Here is a 16,987-nt window from a genome sequence, read left to right on the forward strand (position 1 = left end):
TATGAAGGACGTTTAGGCGCTCCACTCCCCGTGCTTAGAGATAGAGAATTTCAACTGTTGCTGTGGCGGAAAAAGGTCCGATTTTGATCTCTCCGAGTGGTATAAGCTCAGCACTTAGCAGTACTTCATGTTGGGTATCCAGCGCGGTGAAATCGGCCAGGAAAAACGGTTTGGCTAGCGGGATCTGGGTATGGGTTGCCAGATCGGTCAGTTTTATGCCAAATCCACTGTCAGTAGTGGGTAGTAGATAGTTGCTGTAAGCATGGGGAGTGGTGATATAACCATTTATTTTAATGGGTGTTTTACAGCCGCTTTTATCCAAAATCAGTGAGAAAAACTGTGTTGGAACCGCGGGGGAAAAACCGCTGGGTGTCTTTTGTATCGTGCCGAAATCAACCACTCCAGGGGAAGGGGTGATCGTGATATCAATGGTACAGTCGGTTGCTGTAATCAGGCCTAAATCAGTAATAACATAGGTGAAGTTTGCCCGAGCATTATTTAACCCATATTTACCATCGAGTTGATACAAAGTGTAGTTATTATCCGGCGTAGGAGAAAAAGGGTCTAGGCCGCGTTTACGGATAATCGGCTGAAAAGTAAGAGGAAAGGTAACGTCTGGGCATTGATCCAATGGAATCCCCGTCTTGCATGCGGGTATTACGTTACCTGTATTGATGCCTGCGCCGCTGCCACCACCTTGTGGCCATTGGTCGACACCGTTGAAACGCATACCAAACTCAATGCCCCAGTTAAGTGGATTGGTATTGTTCGGATTGACGTAAAAATAGATGTTTTCCATTTCACGAATATTGTTATCGCGGTAACAGCGGGCGGAAATACTGCGGGTCGATCCGCGCCAGATAACGGTGTAATTCGGTTCGGTTGTGGGGACTTTTACCGTTGAGCCAATGCTTTCCGTCAGCGTCAAACCACTGCCATCGGTACGCACGCAGGCCAATGCCCAGACTGAGGACGAAAAAATGCTGAGAAAACAGCTTAAACAGAGCAGAGAAATAAGACGGCACATTACGACCTCTGCTTATCTTGACTTGAACATAGCGAACCGGAGCAGTTATAAGCCGTATCCTGTTGCCCACCATAATCATTCATATGGGACAGGTAAATACGGCCACTGATTACACGGTGGGTGGGAACAACCAGACTCTCTCCCGGAGCCAGCATTTTGGCATCAAATTCCAGCGGGGATTTTCCTTCGCCAACGGCAATACCGACTAAAGTGACATGCAGAGGTGTCGTATTTTTAATGGTCAGCTGCGTTGCTTGCGTGGTGATGGTTAGTTTGGCGGCATTATTTTCCCCTCTGGGTGGAATAACGCTATCTGGTCGATAGAACAGTTTTATTTTGGAGTGCAAAGCGATTTGCAGGGCATTCGGTCTATCTGTTTTTGGCGGAATTTCGCGAATATTAAGATAAAAAACTGATTCTCGATCCTGTGGGAGTGCACTATTTGGTAGTAAGGTAACGCGAACAATATTGCGATCCCCCGCTTCCACGCGTTGTAGCGGCGGTAATGCAAGGAAAGGGGCGGTGATCTTTTTCCCCGCGCTGTCTTCAATCCAGGATTGAGCAACATATGGTAGCGTGCTTTTGTTGGTCACTGTGATGCTGACGGATTGCATCCCTTGATGGTAAATAACCCGGGTGCGATCCAGAACCAGTGCCGCTTGCGCAGAACTCAATCCCAAGCACAACAGTAGAATCAGTGTACGAGTGAAACCACGATGTAATCTTCTCTTCATATTCAATTCCTAAACGTCATTTTTTAATAAAAAACTCCGCCGATCGCGTCAGCGACACATCACCGATTGAGGTGTGGTAACGGTTTCTGGCAGTACTTGTGGTAAAGCAAGGGTGCAGGTTTGTGTGGCCCAACGGACGGTGAGTTGGCTGTCCGGTTGCACGCCAATCAGATACGTTAGGCCGTCTTCACCGACAATGGCGCTGGCTTTGCCTGTCCGGTTGCTGGTGACTTCAGCACCAAAAGGTATAGGTTTACCTCGAGAATCTTTGAGCAATAACAGCAGCTTGCTGCCTTGATTCATTTCAAAGGGCAGATAACCTATAGCCCCTTCGGTTAATACCAAGCTGCGGATTGGTGCGTGAGCTTCGGCATCAATGGGTAAATTATTCATATCTACCCGAGCCTCGAAGTTTTCATAGGGCGGTGGCCCATCGATAACGGCATAGCCAAAGGCGTTGGTATAATTTTTTCCGTTATTGAATGTCACATTGGGGACGCCGTGAGTATCAACCAGCAAACGGGTATTACCGGCACTTCCAGACGCATGCAAGGCGGAACCTTTTAGCGTGCCGACCATAGAACCACTTAGATTGGCGGTAACCGCACGGTAGCTATCTGATACGTAGCTACCACTTAGCCCCAATTGGTAGAGGGGAGACTGATGCTGGTAGAAGCCGCTGAGCAACGCGTTGTTTTGTTGTCTGCCGACGATTAACTGGTAATAGTCATCTTTCCCACGATTTTTCCGAAATGAAACGGTTTGATCCAAACGATCTCGACTTGTTTGTTGGTTATAGCTGATGCGGGTTTTGCCTTCGAGTGGGATGCTGATACCCAAATAGCTCACTAGATCGTTACGATCCTGGTCTTTGTTATAAGATAGGGACAAATTCAGAGAAACATTATTGAACTGAATGAAATCAAACAAGGTGCTGGCAGATAGATCAAAACGTTCACTGGCTTTGGTATTCCAGTAAGTATCGTGCGTGTAGGAAAGATAAGTGGAAAAATGGTCGAATTGCTTGGCCGTCACCACGGAATAACGCTGTTTATTGTCTCGCTGAATCACGCCATTACTGGTATTGGTAAATTCGTTCAGAGAAATAAATTTCTTGTCGGAAAAACGGTAACCAAAGAAGCGAATATCCGCATCAAGGCTGTCGAAACGCTTAGCGTAGTTAAAGCGGTAGGAGTGACCCAGAAATTGCTCATTCTCCAATATCGCTCTAGCTTGGGTGACGTCGAAAGAAACGGCACCAAACTGGTAAAGATCCTTACCGATCCCAGCGGCAATGGAGTGATAATGATCGGCCAGGATAGTACCGCCGTAGGCTGACCAAGTGCTGGTCAGGCCATAAGACAATTCAGCCATAGTGAAGAATGGATTCTGTGCATGGTTACTGGCATTAATAGGCTTTCCCATTGCGGTGTTATAGCGAATTTGCCCTTCCCGGGTCAGAAAAGGAACTGAAGCGGTATTCACCGAAAATTGGCTGTTGGAGCCATCTTCTTCTTCCACCGTAACGACTAATTCACCTTGAACGGCGCTGCTTAAATCCTGAATGCTGAATGGGCCGGGTGGCACGGTCGCCAAATAAATGGTGCGTCCCTGCTGGCTTACGGTCACTTTGGCATTGGTTTTCGCAATCCCGTTTATTCGGGGGGCATAGCCACGCAAGCTGGGTGGCAGCATCCGTTCATCGCTGGCCAGTTTGATGCCGTTGTAGCTGAGAGTATCGAAGATATCCGAGCTAAGATAAGTCTGGCCCAGCGTGAGCTGAGATTTAATTGAAGGCAGTGGGCGGAAGGCATGGGTGTTATTAAAGTCGAAAGACTGATCGCCTTCTTTATTACTGTAGTTTGAAAACTGGTAATCACTGCGTAAACGCCAGGCACCGAAATTAGCGCCAGTGGTGCCGAAAGCGGAAAGGGAATTGACCTGACTTTCATGCTTGTTTTGACGGCTATTTACCACCATACGATAATCCAGCATCAGCCCATTAATACCATGCTCCCATCGTTCTGGCGGCGTGTAATTCTTATCGTAATATTGCAGGAGAGACTGTGGTACCGTAATTTTAAGTTGACCGTTATTTTTATAATAGCGAGCTGTAATTCCGGGCAAATCATCTGGCATTAAGCAACTGTGATCGGGTAATTCCAAGATATATTCTGATTTTAAACCAAGAGTATTAATCAGACTTCGTGGTAGACAAGGTTGTGCTTGTTTCTCACGTTCAACAAAGTTTATCTCTTGTTGCTTATAGTCATTATTATTGACTACCACATCGACGAGATAATTTCCCGGAGTCAACCGATCGGGGGCTGAAAATTGAGAAAGGTCTACCTGATCTTGAACGCCAATGTTTAAGAACTCGGTATTAAACTCGACACCGCTGGCCTTAAAGGCAAAAAAAACCAAACAGAATACCGACTTATAAATGCTATAAGTTTTCACAATCTTGCCCTGTATGTATAAGGGGGAATATATCCCCCCTTAATAGTAAAGCGGTTGATTCTTATTAGAGGTAATTAACCGTAAATTGCGCCGTAGAATCAGCATCACCCGCCGTTACTCCGGCATCGGTAGCTTCATACATAGCGGCAAATTGTAGGCGGTTATCGCCGTTACTTAACAGGATGGGTTTGGTTGCGGTGCCAAGAGCCAGATATTCATTGCTACCGGATTGCAGACGAATACCAACATGGGTTGCTGCACCGGTAATACCTAGCAGTGCTGCGTTTTCAGAGTGGCTAGCACCAGTGAAGGTGACGGTTGCATTCTTAGAGGTGGTGGTATCACAGTCGGTCAGCACAATATCAAACTTGGCGGCAGTGGATCGGTCGCCCTTTGCAGTGAATAAATGAGAAGGAACCTGACCCAGATCGACTTTTTGATCCAATGAATCGGAGTCAATACCACAAGCGCCAGTGACGATTTCGCCTTCAAAGCGAATGGTTCCGGGAGAACCCGATACTGGTGGAGCGGCCTGAATAGCCGCAGAGAAAGAAACTGCAATCATTACAGTTAATAGTACTTTTTTCATTGTCAAATCCTTGAAATAAAATCGATGCTGTGAAAATTGATGTATTACAGGTATTGCGAATAGGCAGAAACACCCACGATTTGTCAATTTATGAGTTTAATTTGCCGCCTTAATTCTTGGGTTAATATACTGTGGATTCAATTTTTTGCATTATATTCGATCGTTACTTGATCTACTTTAGGATAATTAATTGCTGATAAGCTAAATATTGAAATATAAGATCGAATTTGATGTGTAAATCGCAAATAATTGGTATTAAATAATGAATATAATACCAATGGCTTTTGGTTGTTTATCTAAAATTAATCAGTAAAACGTGACTGAGATAATGGAAATGGTATATTTAAATATTGGGATTATTCTTAATTTACTGATTAAGGTTATTCTTAATCGTGGATTTGTTAAATTAAATACCCATTCGTTGATTTTATTTTTTATTTATTATCTAGGTAATTTATGTTTGCTAATTAATTTATTATTTCTTTTCTGAGTGATTGTATATATTAACTAACGGCTGAGTCTCGTTATCAGATGCAGGTTACATTCTTCAATGTTCACCTTATTGCTAGCCATTAAGAGCCATGCTAACTTATCAACGGTTATCTTTTGCAGTCCGGGACGACCCGGCCAGACCGCTGCTATTCGGGGACGACCCTATCCAATAGGATGATGACGATGGCTTGGGTTATTCTGGTTATTGCCGGATTATTAGAAATTGTTTGGGCTGTTGGCCTTAAATATACTCACGGGTTTACCCGTTTGGCACCCAGTATTATTACCCTTGCGGCTATGGTCGTAAGCGTATTGCTGCTGGCTCATGCGATGAAGAGTTTGCCTGCTGGAACGGCTTATGCTGTTTGGACCGGAATTGGTGCGGTGGGTACGGCTATCTTAGGTATTGTGCTACTTGGCGAGTCAGCCAGTGCGGCGCGTTTGCTGAGTTTAGGCATGATAGTTGCGGGGATTATCGGGCTGAAATTGGCCAGCTAAGTTACGTGCTGATTTAAATAGAAAAGGGCCAACCAGTTTTCGGCCCTTGTCGATCCTTACCCGGTGTGCAGTAAAGCCCCGTCCTTCAGGGCGGGGAGGATGTCAATGTAGTAATGAGTGTGGCTCTTGATTGACCCAAATAAGTTTATCCACTGGGAAACCATAGCCTCTGGCGGTTAACCGCAGCTTTTCTTGAACTTCGGCACTCAGACTTGGCGTACGGGAAAGAATCCATAAGTAATCACGATTAGGCCCACAAACCAACGCATAACCATAGTCATCATCTAACTCAATAATGTTGTAGCCGCCATAGAATGGGCCGAAAAAGGAAACTTTTAGCGCAGCGTGGTTTGGTTCGCCAATGAAATAGCCTTTACCTTCACTTTCCTGCCAACGCTGCTTTTGTGAATGATAGCCGCGATTAATCACTCTGATCCCTCCGTCTGCACGGAGCGAGTAATTGGCCGTGACCTGTTCTAAGCCTTGTTCAAAAGAATGATCCAGTCTGGCAATTTCATACCAGGTACCCAGATAACGTGGTAATTGGAAGTTATCGACCACCTTGATATCTTTTGGCGGCGTTACGCTGCAACCGACGGAAAGTAAGGCTGATATCAGTACCGATATTTTTGACCACAATGGCATAGACATAGTTAAACATCCTGTAGGTGATAAGTGACTTATTGAAAGTAACTCTCATCTATTAGTGATGCAAATATTGAACATTGAATGATAAAGAAAGGGAATACGGCCCACATGGAGCAGGCCGTTAAGAACGGAATTACAAGGTGAGAACGCCAATAGCAGCCACTACGCTGAGGATGGCGGCCAGACCATAGAAAACCCATTTACCAGCAGGCACATGAATTTTCAGGTCATGCATGGCGTGATGAATACGATGCAGGCCACACCACAATGGCAGAATGATCATTAACAGCAAGAAGATGCGGCCAATAAAGCTCTGACTGAAAGCCAGAATGCGCTCATAACTCAAGGCATCACCGGGGAACGCGCCTAAAGGCAGCAGAATGGCAACCAGCAGGATAATGGCGGGCGCAATAATGGCACCCCACATGCCGCCAGCACCAAACAAGCCCCAGAAGATAGGTTCATCGGAGCGCTTAGGTACTTGATTCATCTTGTTTTCCTCCGGGTTAGATTAAGGCAACGGCCAAAATGACCACAGTTGCCACAATAGTCACCACCCAAAGCGTTTTGATAATCAGCTCTGGCCCCATTTTTTCGTCTTTTACCACAATATTGGCGGCTTTGGGTGCCAGTTCAAACCAGGTTTTGGTGTGAAGTAACGCAGCCAACAAGGTGATGATGTTAATCAATAACACCAATGGGTTTTGCAGGAAGCTGACAAAACCTTCCCAGCCTGCCGGGCCACCTTTCAACGCAAAAACGCCGTAAATCAGGATGATACTAAACCATACTGCCGGAACCGACGTGCCTTCACGTAGCATATAGAAGCGGTAAAAGCCCAGCTTCTGCCACCAGTTCGGGGCCATGGTGCGGACATAAGGTTTACGTTTAGTTGTCATTACTGTTTCCCCTCCCTTATTGTGGCTTCAGCATGGCGATCATGAAGTCTTTAGCACTGTCGACCTTGCCCTGTTGAATCGCAGCAGCCGGATCAACGTGCTTAGGACAAACTTCAGAGCAATAGCCGACAAAGGTACAGCTCCAGACACCATTGTTACCGTTGAGCTGTGGCATACGTTCTTTCTTGCCGTGATCGCGGGTATCCAGATTGTAACGATGCGCCAGCGTAATCGCTGCCGGGCCAATGAACTCAGGGTTCAGACCGAATTGCGGGCAAGCGGCGTAGCATAAACCACAGTTAATACAGCCGGAGAATTGATGATATTTTGCCATCTGCGCCGGAGTCTGGCGGCTTGGACCCTCTTTGGGATTCCGCTCGTTGCCGATGATATAAGGCTTGATTGCTTCCAGACTCTCAATAAAGTGAGTCATATCAACCACAAGGTCGCGCTCAATCGGGAAGTTGCCCAACGCTTCGACTTTCATGCCCGCAGTATATTCCCGCAGGAAGGTTTTACAGGCCAGTTTGGGTACCCGGTTTACCATCATGCCGCAAGAACCGCAGATTGCCATGCGGCAAGACCAGCGGTAAGACAGGTCAGGTGCCAGATTGTCCTTGATGTAACCTAAGGCATCGAGCAATGAGGTTTGCTCATCGTAAGGCACTTCAAAGGTTTCGAAGTGAGGCTCGCTATCCTTTTCAGGGTTGTAGCGCATGACCTCCATTTTCAGGACTTTCATATCAGCCATTCGCCTGCTCCTTATCCTTTTTATCTTGTGCTGTTTGCTTATCTTGCGCAGTGGCTTCAGCACCGTAGACTCGTTTGGCCGGTGCTAGTTTGGTGATTTTCACATCGCTGTACTCAAGACGTGGTGTGCCACCAGGAGTATGGAAGGCCAGGGTGTGTTTCAGGAAGTTGACGTCGTCACGCTCGGTGCAGCCTTCGTCCAGACGTTGATGCGCACCACGGGATTCTCTACGATTAAGCGCGGAGTGAGCCATACATTCAGCCACATCCAGACCATAACCCAATTCGATGGTGTACAGCAGGTCAGTATTAAATACGCTGGAGTTATCGGTGATTTTCACGCGTTTAAAGCGTTCTTTCAGCTCGGCCAGCTTATCCACGGTTTTTTGCATCAGCTCCGGTGTACGGTAAATACCACAGCCTTCTTCCATCGACAGACCCATTTCATCGCGGATTTTCGCCCAGTTTTCTGTCCCTTCCTGTTTCATCAGGTTGGTAAGGCGAGCTTCTACGTCGCGGGTTTGAGCGTCCAGCGCACTGCCGTTCGCTGTGCCACTTTCCATGGCACGCTGTGCGGCTTGTTCACCGGCAACCCGGCCAAATACCACCAGTTCTGCCAGCGAGTTCGAGCCTAAGCGGTTGGCACCGTGCAGACCGACAGAAGAGCATTCGCCCACAGCGAACAGCCCTTTAATTCGGGTTTCACATTGCTGATTGGTTTCGATACCGCCCATGGTGTAGTGCGCGGTTGGACGCACGGGGATCGGATCTTTCACGGGATCCACACCGACATAGGCTTTGGCCAGTTCGCAAATGAACGGCAGACGTTCCAGTAGCTTTTTCTCACCCAGATGACGTAAATCCAGATAAACCACATCACCGCGTGGTGTTGCAATCGTGCGGCCAGCGCGCCATTCGTGCCAGAAAGCCTGAGAAACTTTATCTCGCGGCCCCAGCTCCATATATTTATTTTCTGGTTTGCCCAATGGCGTTTCCGGGCCCATGCCGTAATCTTGCAGATAGCGATAGCCATCTTTATTTACCAAAATCCCGCCTTCACCACGGCAGCCTTCGGTCATCAGGATACCGGAACCCGGCAGACCGGTTGGATGGTACTGAACGAATTCCATATCCCGCAGCGGAACGCCGTGGTGGAACGCCATGCCCATACCGTCGCCGGTGACGATACCACCGTTGGTGTTATAGCGATAAACCCGTCCGGCACCGCCAGTCGCCATAATCACCGCATTGGCGCGAATCTGGATCTTGGTGCCTTCCATCATATTCAGAGCAACAACGCCACGCGCTTGACCATCATCCACCAGAATATCTAGCACAAAATGTTCGTCAAAACGTTGAATTTGTGGATATTTCAGAGAGGTCTGGAATAAGGTGTGCAGCATATGGAAACCGGTTTTATCGGCAGCGAACCATGTGCGTTCAATTTTCATACCGCCAAAACGGCGAACGTTCACCGAACCGTCGGGTTTACGGCTCCATGGACAACCCCAGATTTCCAGTTGTGCCATCTCTTCTGGGCAACTGTGGACAAAATGGTCAACGACATCCTGTTCGCACAGCCAGTCACCACCGGCAACCGTATCGTTAAAATGATAGTCAAAAGAATCGTGGTCCTGTGTAACTGCTGCTGATCCCCCTTCGGCAGCCACGGTGTGGCTACGCATCGGGTAAACTTTCGAAATCAGAGCAATCTTCAGCTGAGGGTTGGCTTCCGCTGCGGCTATTGCTGCACGTAAACCAGCGCCCCCGGCCCCGATAATGGCAAGATCGGCGTTAAAGGTTTGCACTGCGCTTCTCCATTGTTCAAGTGAAAATCTTATATCCTATGTATTGGAAACCGCAGGGTACTTGCTGCTCGTTCTCAACCGAATCAATAAACTGAGTAAGTTCATCGCGACTCGTTTGCTGGCGGCCTACCTGCAATACCAAAGACTTTGGCTATATAAAGTGAATATTTATTCTTAATGCATCTTCTAATATCATTACCTTGCTAATCAATTACTCGGCACAAGGTAGGAACTCATTAAGAATAGCTATTTCTTACTTTTTGTATGGGAATGAGTATACCCAATCATAAGTAGTAGAAATTTGATGTGATCGATTGTTTTGTTTTATTTGAACTACGGCGTTCACCTAATGGGCAGAAACGTGATCGCAAACAGTATTCGCTATTGCTAAGGAGTTTTAACGGTGGGATATGCTGAATTCGTGGCATAAATAGGCCATCTTTATAGCAAATTTGTTTGCCTGATAGGATGCGAGTAGACTGCATCCCCTGTTTGATTTCGGAGTTAACCACCATGAGCGAAACGGCAAGCTGGCAGCCAAGTGCACCTATCGCCAATTTGTTGAAGCGCGCAGCAATAATGGCAGAAATACGACGGTTCTTTGCCGATCGTGGCGTATTGGAAATAGAAACGCCAGCCATGAGCCAAGCGACAGTGACAGATATCCACCTGTCTCCTTTTGAAACCCGGTTTGTCGGACCGGGTGCTGCCGATGGCATGACGCTGTACATGATGACCAGTCCGGAATATCACATGAAGCGCTTGTTAGCAGCAGGCAGTGGCTCTATCTACCAGATGGGCCGCAGCTTCCGGAATGAAGAGGCCGGTCGCCACCATAATCCCGAGTTCACCATGCTGGAGTGGTATCGTCCACATTACGATATGTACCGCTTAATGAACGAGGTTGATGATCTATTGCAACAGGTTTTGGATTGCAGCAGTGCAGAAACGTTGTCCTATCAGCAGGCTTTCCTGCGTCATTTGGATGTCGATCCGCTGTCGGCGGATAAAGCTCAACTGTGTGAGGCTGCGGCCAAGCTGGATTTGAGCAATATCGCTGATACTGAAGACGATCGCGATACTTTGCTGCAACTGTTGTTCACCGTTGGTGTTGAGCCGCATATTGGCCGTGATAAACCGGCATTTGTGTATCATTTCCCGGCGTCACAGGCGGCACTGGCTGAAATCAGTACCGAAGATCATCGGGTGGCCGAGCGCTTTGAAGTGTATTTCAAGGGCATGGAGCTGGCGAATGGTTTCCACGAGTTAACCGATGCCAATGAACAGTTGAAACGCTTCGAGCAGGATAATCGTCGTCGCTCCGTTTTGGGGTTACCGCAAAATCCGATTGATATGCATTTGATTGACGCATTGCAGCACGGTATGCCGGATTGTTCTGGCGTGGCTTTGGGCGTGGACCGCCTGGTCATGCTGGCGCTGGGGGCTGAAAGACTGAGCGAAGTTATCGCTTTCCCAGTCGATCGCGCCTGATTCTTTATGGAATCAAGGCGGTTGAGGTTAATGACAAGGTGTTCGCAGTATCGAGATTTGTCAGCAGTCTGAAGAGCCTGATTCTTTAGGGAATCAGGCTCTTTGTCCAAAAATTCGGACTAAAGCATTACAGGCTACCTGGCGAGCGAGTGTTATTGCGTGACGGAGTCGAACTGGAGCTGCGACCCGTGCGGCCCAAGGTTTCCATCCGAACCTGGAACGGCGGGAATGGCAGCACAATGTCGTGCTCGCGGAAGCCAGCCAGAATCAGTTGATGAATTTCGTGGCGCAGTGGCATCCGGTGGCTCATTTCAGCGGCGTAAATTCGCAGTTCGAAGATCTGAATCCCTTGTTGTAGATCGACCAGATAGACTTCTGGCGCGGGGTTATCGAGTACCAACGCACAGCGTTTGGATGCCGTCAGCAGTATTTCGGTGACCTCTTCACTGTTGGTTTCCGCTGGTGCAGGTACCGTCAATACCACACGAGTAATCGAGTCAGATAGTGACCAGTTGATAAACTGCTCAGTGATAAAGGCTTTGTTCGGTACGATAATTTCCTTGCGATCCCAATCGGAAATGGTAGTAGCGCGTGTATTGATTTTGGTCACACTGCCAGTGAGGTCGCGGATGGTCACGGTATCGCCGATCCGGATTGGTTTCTCGAACAGAATAATCAGGCCAGAGACGAAGTTGGCAAAAATCTCTTGTAAACCAAAACCTAATCCTAAACCCAGAGCAGCAACTAACCACTGGAACTTCGCCCATTCAATCCCCAGCATAGAAAAACCGAGCAGGCCGCCAAATAGAATCACCAGATATTTGGTGATGGTAGAAATGGCATAGCCAGTACCGGGTGTGAGATCCAGGTGCTGGAGTAACGCCAGCTCAAGTAACGCCGGTAAGTTGCGTACTAACTGGGCGGTAACGATGATCACCAAAATGGCGATCAGCAATGATCCCATGGTGATCGGCTGGATCGATTCCACCCCGTTGGTCGTTGAGGAAACATCCCATAAACGAATATTTTCCAGGAAACCAAAGGCAGAATGAATTTCCGACCACAGGAAAATCACTGAAACCAACGCGATCATGGTGAGCATTGAACGTACCAGTCGCAAGGACTGGGCGCTGATGACATCCAGATCGATCACCGGCTCTTCTACGTCAATCGACCCTTCGGTACTGTTACTGTGCGGCGTGTCATCTTCTCCTTTGGCACGTTGCGCCAGAATATCAGCTCGCCGTTGCTTGGCGCGATCAAAGGCAATACGACGGCGCTGGATCAGCATCCAACGGCGGATAATGTGGTAAATCACCAGCAAGAAGAACCAAATAGCGACTGAGGTTTCCAAACGTGCCAGCAGCGCCTGTGACGTGGCCAGATAGCCCAGCAGCGAAGCCAGTGCGGCAATCAGTGGCGCGGAGATCAGCAAGCTCCACAAGGCCTGGTTCACCTTATTCTCACCGGAGCCTTTTTTATCCAGGTACAGCGGAATCCCAGCACGTTTCAGGCTATTGGTCACCAAACTTAACGCGATACATAGCAGTATAAAGCACAGGCGGCCTAAGCTACCGGCAAACTCGCGATCGTTGTAATTCTCGAAAGTAATCAAGGCCATCATCAATGGAATAATCAGCCACACCGACATGCGATAAAAGCGCATGGCTCTGGCAACCTGAGCTGGCGACCAACGGAAATGGGCAATAAACAAGCCATGAGGGTGGGCAAAGGAGGCGCTGATCATAAATATCCATAGCACTGGAACTGTCGCAGTGACGCCGTTCCCAATAGCGACCGCCATTGGGTAGGACCAGGCATTTTGCAGGCCGTAGCCTAATGCCGCCCAAAGTACCGGTAGCGGCAGCGCAACCAGAATAGACCAGAAAACGGTGCGTAATGTCAGCGAAAATTGGTCTTGTGTGACTTTGCCGATCCGGCTGTTGGCTCGCTCCATGAAAGCGTGATAATGGCGGCGTGAGCTAAGACTGAAACCAACAAATAGCAATGCGCTGATAATGAGAATCAAGGTTTCTTTGCTGGTCATCATCATGGCAAATGCGCGACCTAACTGGGATAGGGTATCCAGAGAGAGCAGGCGGGTCAGGTCACGAGCGACATTGATTGGGTATGATAATGAAATAGGGTTGACATCGGCGACCCAGAACAGGTAACGGTGGGTTGCTTCGCGAATTTCGCTTAGGACATCAACCAGTTGGCTATTGGCTACTTTTAGTTTGGTGAGTTCAAGAATTTGCGTGTCATAACCGGAAAGCAGGGAATTCAACAGTTCACGCTGGGTACGCATCTGGGCGTCCATAATTCGCTGTTGCTGGGCGGTGAGCGGCGTGCCGTTATCCTGTGTTACTTTAGTTGTTTTCTGCTGTTTTTCCAGCATGTCTTCGTAATACAGGCGCTGGACGCGTAGCTGGGCCATATCCCGATCCAACTGTTGGGATTTTGGTATTTCCGGTAATCGGGCAACCTGTGCCCGCAGGGTTTCTCCGAGTGCAGTAGATACACCAAGCCATTGAGCTTGCTCGCGAATAGTGCTGAGAGCCTGACGAACTCGCAGAGTATCCGCCGCCGCTTGGCGCTGTTGGGAGGAAATCAGATCCATCCGCTGAGCCTGCTGATTCAGCTCACGGGATAATGTGCGGTTAATTTCCAGCTGTTGGCTGATAGCGACCGGTAAATCGCCACCTTGCTCTGCCAACAGTTCGGTACGTTCCAGCGCCTGCTCAGCTTCTTGCTGACGCTGATTGTTCAGATTATTACGCAGTGCTTGCAATAAAGCGTCGACCCGTTCATGGCTCTTTTTAAAGATTTCAGAGCGCATGCGGGATAATTCTTGGCGATTATTGGCCGAGAGCTGAGAAAGTTCTAACTCGTTGACTCTGGCCTTGCGAGCGGTGGCTTCGGCTTGTAATTGTGCCAGTTGTGCTTGGGCTAACGGTGTGGAAGGATGACTTTGCGATTGTAGCCGCAATGTCACTTCACCGAGCAAGCGACGCGCCTCTGACTGTTGTTGCGGCAGTTGACTGAGGGAGTCGCTGATCTCCCGTGAACGATCCTGTTCTTGTTGCAGTTGGCGCGCCAGTTCCAGCAGTTGGCTGCTGGTTTGCAGAATCTGCTGTTCCAGTTCATTCGTCGACAAATTGGTTGGCACCTGGAGCGGTTTATCGCTCTCCGGTGCCAGCTCTTTGCGTAATTCTCGGGTTAATTTAGGAAAATCATCAATGACGGCTTGATACTGCTGCGCCCGCCCTTCGGACTCTTTCGCATCATTCAGCCAGTTGAGCGCACTTTGTAGCGCCTGAACAATCTCCGTCTGATTGGCCACCCCTTTATTCGCCTCCGCTTGCTTCAGGTCTTGCCTGATCTGGGTTTCATTAGGCTGGGTTGCCGCATAAAGCGGCATAGAGAGCAATAGGCCAAACAGGAGTGTGGTTATCAGGCGCACGTTGTGGTTCCTTAAATCGGGTTACGCCGTACAGCGTTAGGTTAGCATAATGGGTTGGCTGGAACGGCTTCGGCTAGCAATTCCCCCATACGGGTAACAGAGCCGCTATTAAGCTGAGGTGCCAGATATACTTTGTCGGCAGCAAACAGATTAATCACGGTAGAACCCAATTTAAAGCGGCCCATCTCCTGACCTTTTTGCAATGAGATAGCGCCCTCTTCACCGGCTTGTGGGTAGGTCCAGCGACGAATAATCCCTTCACGGGTTGGGTTAGTGGTACCGGCCCAGACGGTTTCAATGCTACCGACAATGGTTGCGCCAACTAAAATCTGTGCCACTGGACCCAATGCCGTATCAAAGAGACAAATCACGCGTTCGTTACGTGCGAACAGGTTAGGCACGTTGGCTGCGGTCAGCGGATTGACCGAGAACAGATCACCCGGCACATAAATCATTTCACGCAATACACCATCGCACGGCATATGTACCCGGTGGTAATCGCGCGGCGCTAAATAAGTGGTTATAAAGCTGCCATTTCTGAATTCGGCCGCCAGATGGTAGTTACCGGCCAACAGGGCTTCCAGGCTGTAATCATGGCCTTTCGCTTGCAGAATCTGATCGTCGCGGATTGCGCCAAGCTGGCTGACTACGCCATCTGCTGGCTGAGCCAGCAAATGATCTCCAGCCACAATCGGGCGGGCATCCGCTCGCAATGGACGGACAAAAAACGCATTGAATGAATCATAAGCGCTGAACTCGGGATTCTGCGCTTCCTTCATATCCACATTATAAACACGGGCAAAGGCTTTGATCACCCACTGAGTCAGCCAGCCGGCTTTTTTGTTGGCACCCCAGCCTGCAAGGCGGGTCAGTCCTTGTTTAGGAAGTAAATACTGCAATCTGATTTTGATGCTATCCAGCACGAGAACCTCTTGGATTAGTCATTAGCTATTGGATAAAAGGGGCGCATTGTCATCATCCACGCCCACCATGTCAGTCATTCGAATCCGAAATAGGCTTACGCGGTTTCACTTGTTCCATACTTTCTAGAATTCGGTGGTAGTTATCGAAACGCTCTTCGGCAATATCACCGCGTTCCACGGCTTCACGCAGCGCACAGCCAGGATCGGTGGTATGGCTACAATCACGGAATTTGCAATGACCGATATAGTTACGGAATTCGACAAATCCTTGAGTAATTTGTTCTGGAGCCAGATGCCATAAACCAAACTCACGCACACCAGGGGAGTCGATCACATCACCGCCCTGCTGGAAGTGATACAGGCGAGCAGCGGTTGTGGTGTGTTGTCCTAAACCGGAGTTATCGGAAACAGTATTGACCAAGATTTGTGTATCGGTTGGTGGTAATAGGGCGTTCAATAGGCTCGATTTACCCACACCAGATTGTCCGGCAAAAATACTGATACGACCAGCCAGCGCCTGCTCAAAAGCTTCCATTCCTTCACGTGTCTGACTAGAGACTTCCAGTACCTTGTAATTGATACGACGGTAGGTTTCCATGATGCCATCAACGAATTTACGACCATCGGCATCCAGTAAATCAACTTTATTCAATACGATTAACGGCTCTACATCTAACGTTTCGCAGGCCACCAGGTAACGATCGATAATATTCAGTGACAGTTCTGGCAGAATGGCCGAAACGATCACAATCTGATCGATATTGGCGGCGATAGGTTTAACACCATCATAAATATCGGGACGAGTCAGAACGGAAGTCCGTTCATGTACCGCTTCGACGATACCTTTAACGCGAACCCCTTCCTGCTGGATACCCGGTCGCCATACCACGCGATCGCCGGTCACCAACGAGGTGATGGTACGACGGATATTACAACGATGCTGAGTACCATCTGTTGCTTCGACATCGGCGTGCTGACCGAAACGGCTGATTACGATCCCTTCTTGCGCATCGCCAAGCTGAGAGTCATCTAACTCAGGTTTTCTATCAGTGCGTAGTCGGCGCTGATGGTTAGCCTGCACGCGGCGTTGTTGACCTTTGGACAGTTTATTCTTGCTCACTGCGCCTCACTTGAATCTGCATTTATCGCTCGTTGCGACCAAAAGGGCTATGATACACATAATTCTATCATTTAACCGTTTGTTC

The 16,987-nt window shown here is 48.5% G+C and carries 14 protein-coding genes; 2 read left to right on the forward strand and 12 right to left on the reverse strand.

All coding sequences use genetic code 11. From position 1 onward, the window contains the following. Positions 1-34 precede the first annotated feature (34 nt). The 4 genes from DJ39_RS04675 to DJ39_RS04690 form a co-directional block, all read right to left on the reverse strand. A complete protein-coding gene (locus DJ39_RS04675; RefSeq protein WP_069971722.1) occupies positions 35-1,027 on the reverse strand; it encodes a fimbrial protein in 993 nt (330 codons plus the stop codon). Next, positions 1,027-1,761, reverse strand: a complete 735-nt coding sequence (locus DJ39_RS04680; RefSeq protein ID WP_004722446.1) for a fimbrial biogenesis chaperone — start codon at positions 1,759-1,761, stop codon at positions 1,027-1,029. Before DJ39_RS04680 ends, DJ39_RS04675 begins: the two co-directional genes overlap by 1 nt. 48 nt (positions 1,762-1,809) lie before the next feature. Then, positions 1,810-4,221, reverse strand: coding sequence for a fimbria/pilus outer membrane usher protein (locus DJ39_RS04685; protein WP_004722447.1), 2,412 nt, complete (start codon positions 4,219-4,221; stop codon positions 1,810-1,812). A 64-nt stretch (positions 4,222-4,285) separates the two neighbouring features. After that, positions 4,286-4,810: a fimbrial protein gene (locus tag DJ39_RS04690; protein ID WP_004722450.1), complete on the reverse strand. Its 525-nt coding sequence runs from the start codon at positions 4,808-4,810 to the stop codon at positions 4,286-4,288. A gap of 675 nt (positions 4,811-5,485) precedes the next feature. On the opposite strand from DJ39_RS04690, the gene sugE reads away from it, so the two are divergent. Then, a complete protein-coding gene (gene sugE / locus DJ39_RS04695) occupies positions 5,486-5,800 on the forward strand; it encodes a quaternary ammonium compound efflux SMR transporter SugE (protein WP_038241885.1) in 315 nt (104 codons plus the stop codon). A 102-nt stretch (positions 5,801-5,902) separates the two neighbouring features. Here sugE and blc read toward each other — a convergent pair whose 3' ends face one another. From blc to frdA, 5 genes are all read right to left on the reverse strand, one after another. Beyond that, the gene (gene blc, locus DJ39_RS04700) at positions 5,903-6,445 is read right to left on the reverse strand and encodes an outer membrane lipoprotein Blc (RefSeq protein WP_038241958.1); all 543 of its coding nucleotides are present in this window, start codon (positions 6,443-6,445) and stop codon (positions 5,903-5,905) included. Between the two features lie 136 nt (positions 6,446-6,581). Next, positions 6,582-6,938 (reverse strand): fumarate reductase subunit FrdD, encoded by a 357-nt coding sequence (gene frdD / locus DJ39_RS04705; RefSeq protein ID WP_004722457.1) that lies wholly within the window; start codon positions 6,936-6,938, stop codon positions 6,582-6,584. Between the two features lie 16 nt (positions 6,939-6,954). Beyond that, a complete protein-coding gene (gene frdC, locus DJ39_RS04710) occupies positions 6,955-7,347 on the reverse strand; it encodes a fumarate reductase subunit FrdC (RefSeq protein ID WP_004722460.1) in 393 nt (130 codons plus the stop codon). A gap of 16 nt (positions 7,348-7,363) precedes the next feature. Beyond that, a complete protein-coding gene (locus DJ39_RS04715; RefSeq protein WP_038241882.1) occupies positions 7,364-8,098 on the reverse strand; it encodes a succinate dehydrogenase/fumarate reductase iron-sulfur subunit in 735 nt (244 codons plus the stop codon). Continuing rightward, the gene (gene frdA, locus DJ39_RS04720) at positions 8,091-9,905 is read right to left on the reverse strand and encodes a fumarate reductase (quinol) flavoprotein subunit (protein ID WP_004722465.1); all 1,815 of its coding nucleotides are present in this window, start codon (positions 9,903-9,905) and stop codon (positions 8,091-8,093) included. Before frdA ends, DJ39_RS04715 begins: the two co-directional genes overlap by 8 nt. 513 nt (positions 9,906-10,418) lie before the next feature. Between frdA and epmA the strand changes: the two genes are divergently transcribed. Further along, the gene (gene epmA / locus DJ39_RS04725) at positions 10,419-11,396 is read left to right on the forward strand and encodes an elongation factor P--(R)-beta-lysine ligase (RefSeq protein WP_004722469.1); all 978 of its coding nucleotides are present in this window, start codon (positions 10,419-10,421) and stop codon (positions 11,394-11,396) included. A gap of 127 nt (positions 11,397-11,523) precedes the next feature. On the opposite strand, the gene mscM is transcribed toward epmA, so the two are convergent. The 3 genes from mscM to rsgA form a co-directional block, all read right to left on the reverse strand. After that, positions 11,524-14,859, reverse strand: coding sequence for a miniconductance mechanosensitive channel MscM (gene mscM, locus DJ39_RS04730; protein ID WP_004722470.1), 3,336 nt, complete (start codon positions 14,857-14,859; stop codon positions 11,524-11,526). A gap of 41 nt (positions 14,860-14,900) precedes the next feature. After that, a complete protein-coding gene (asd, locus tag DJ39_RS04735) occupies positions 14,901-15,782 on the reverse strand; it encodes an archaetidylserine decarboxylase (protein ID WP_004722472.1) in 882 nt (293 codons plus the stop codon). 70 nt (positions 15,783-15,852) lie between these two features. After that, on the reverse strand, positions 15,853-16,902 hold the full coding sequence (rsgA, locus tag DJ39_RS04740; protein WP_004722474.1) for a small ribosomal subunit biogenesis GTPase RsgA: 1,050 nt from the start codon (positions 16,900-16,902) through the stop codon (positions 15,853-15,855). Positions 16,903-16,987: the final 85 nt, after the last annotated feature.

This window comes from Yersinia ruckeri ATCC 29473 (genome assembly GCF_000754815.1).
Lineage (GTDB): Bacteria > Pseudomonadota > Gammaproteobacteria > Enterobacterales > Enterobacteriaceae > Yersinia > Yersinia ruckeri.

Bases quoted from the DNA above. Each gene is read 5' to 3' on its own strand.
- DJ39_RS04675 (WP_069971722.1), bottom strand. From the start codon at position 1,027: ATGTGCCGTCTTATTTCTCTGCTCTGTTTAAGCTGTTTTCTCAGCATT.
- DJ39_RS04680 (WP_004722446.1), bottom strand. From the start codon at position 1,761: ATGAAGAGAAGATTACATCGTGGTTTCACTCGTACACTGATTCTACTG.
- DJ39_RS04690 (WP_004722450.1), bottom strand. From the start codon at position 4,810: ATGAAAAAAGTACTATTAACTGTAATGATTGCAGTTTCTTTCTCTGCG.
- sugE (WP_038241885.1), top strand. From the start codon at position 5,486: ATGGCTTGGGTTATTCTGGTTATTGCCGGATTATTAGAAATTGTTTGG.
- blc (WP_038241958.1), bottom strand. From the start codon at position 6,445: ATGCCATTGTGGTCAAAAATATCGGTACTGATATCAGCCTTACTTTCC.
- frdD (WP_004722457.1), bottom strand. From the start codon at position 6,938: ATGAATCAAGTACCTAAGCGCTCCGATGAACCTATCTTCTGGGGCTTG.
- frdC (WP_004722460.1), bottom strand. From the start codon at position 7,347: ATGACAACTAAACGTAAACCTTATGTCCGCACCATGGCCCCGAACTGG.
- DJ39_RS04715 (WP_038241882.1), bottom strand. From the start codon at position 8,098: ATGGCTGATATGAAAGTCCTGAAAATGGAGGTCATGCGCTACAACCCT.
- epmA (WP_004722469.1), top strand. From the start codon at position 10,419: ATGAGCGAAACGGCAAGCTGGCAGCCAAGTGCACCTATCGCCAATTTG.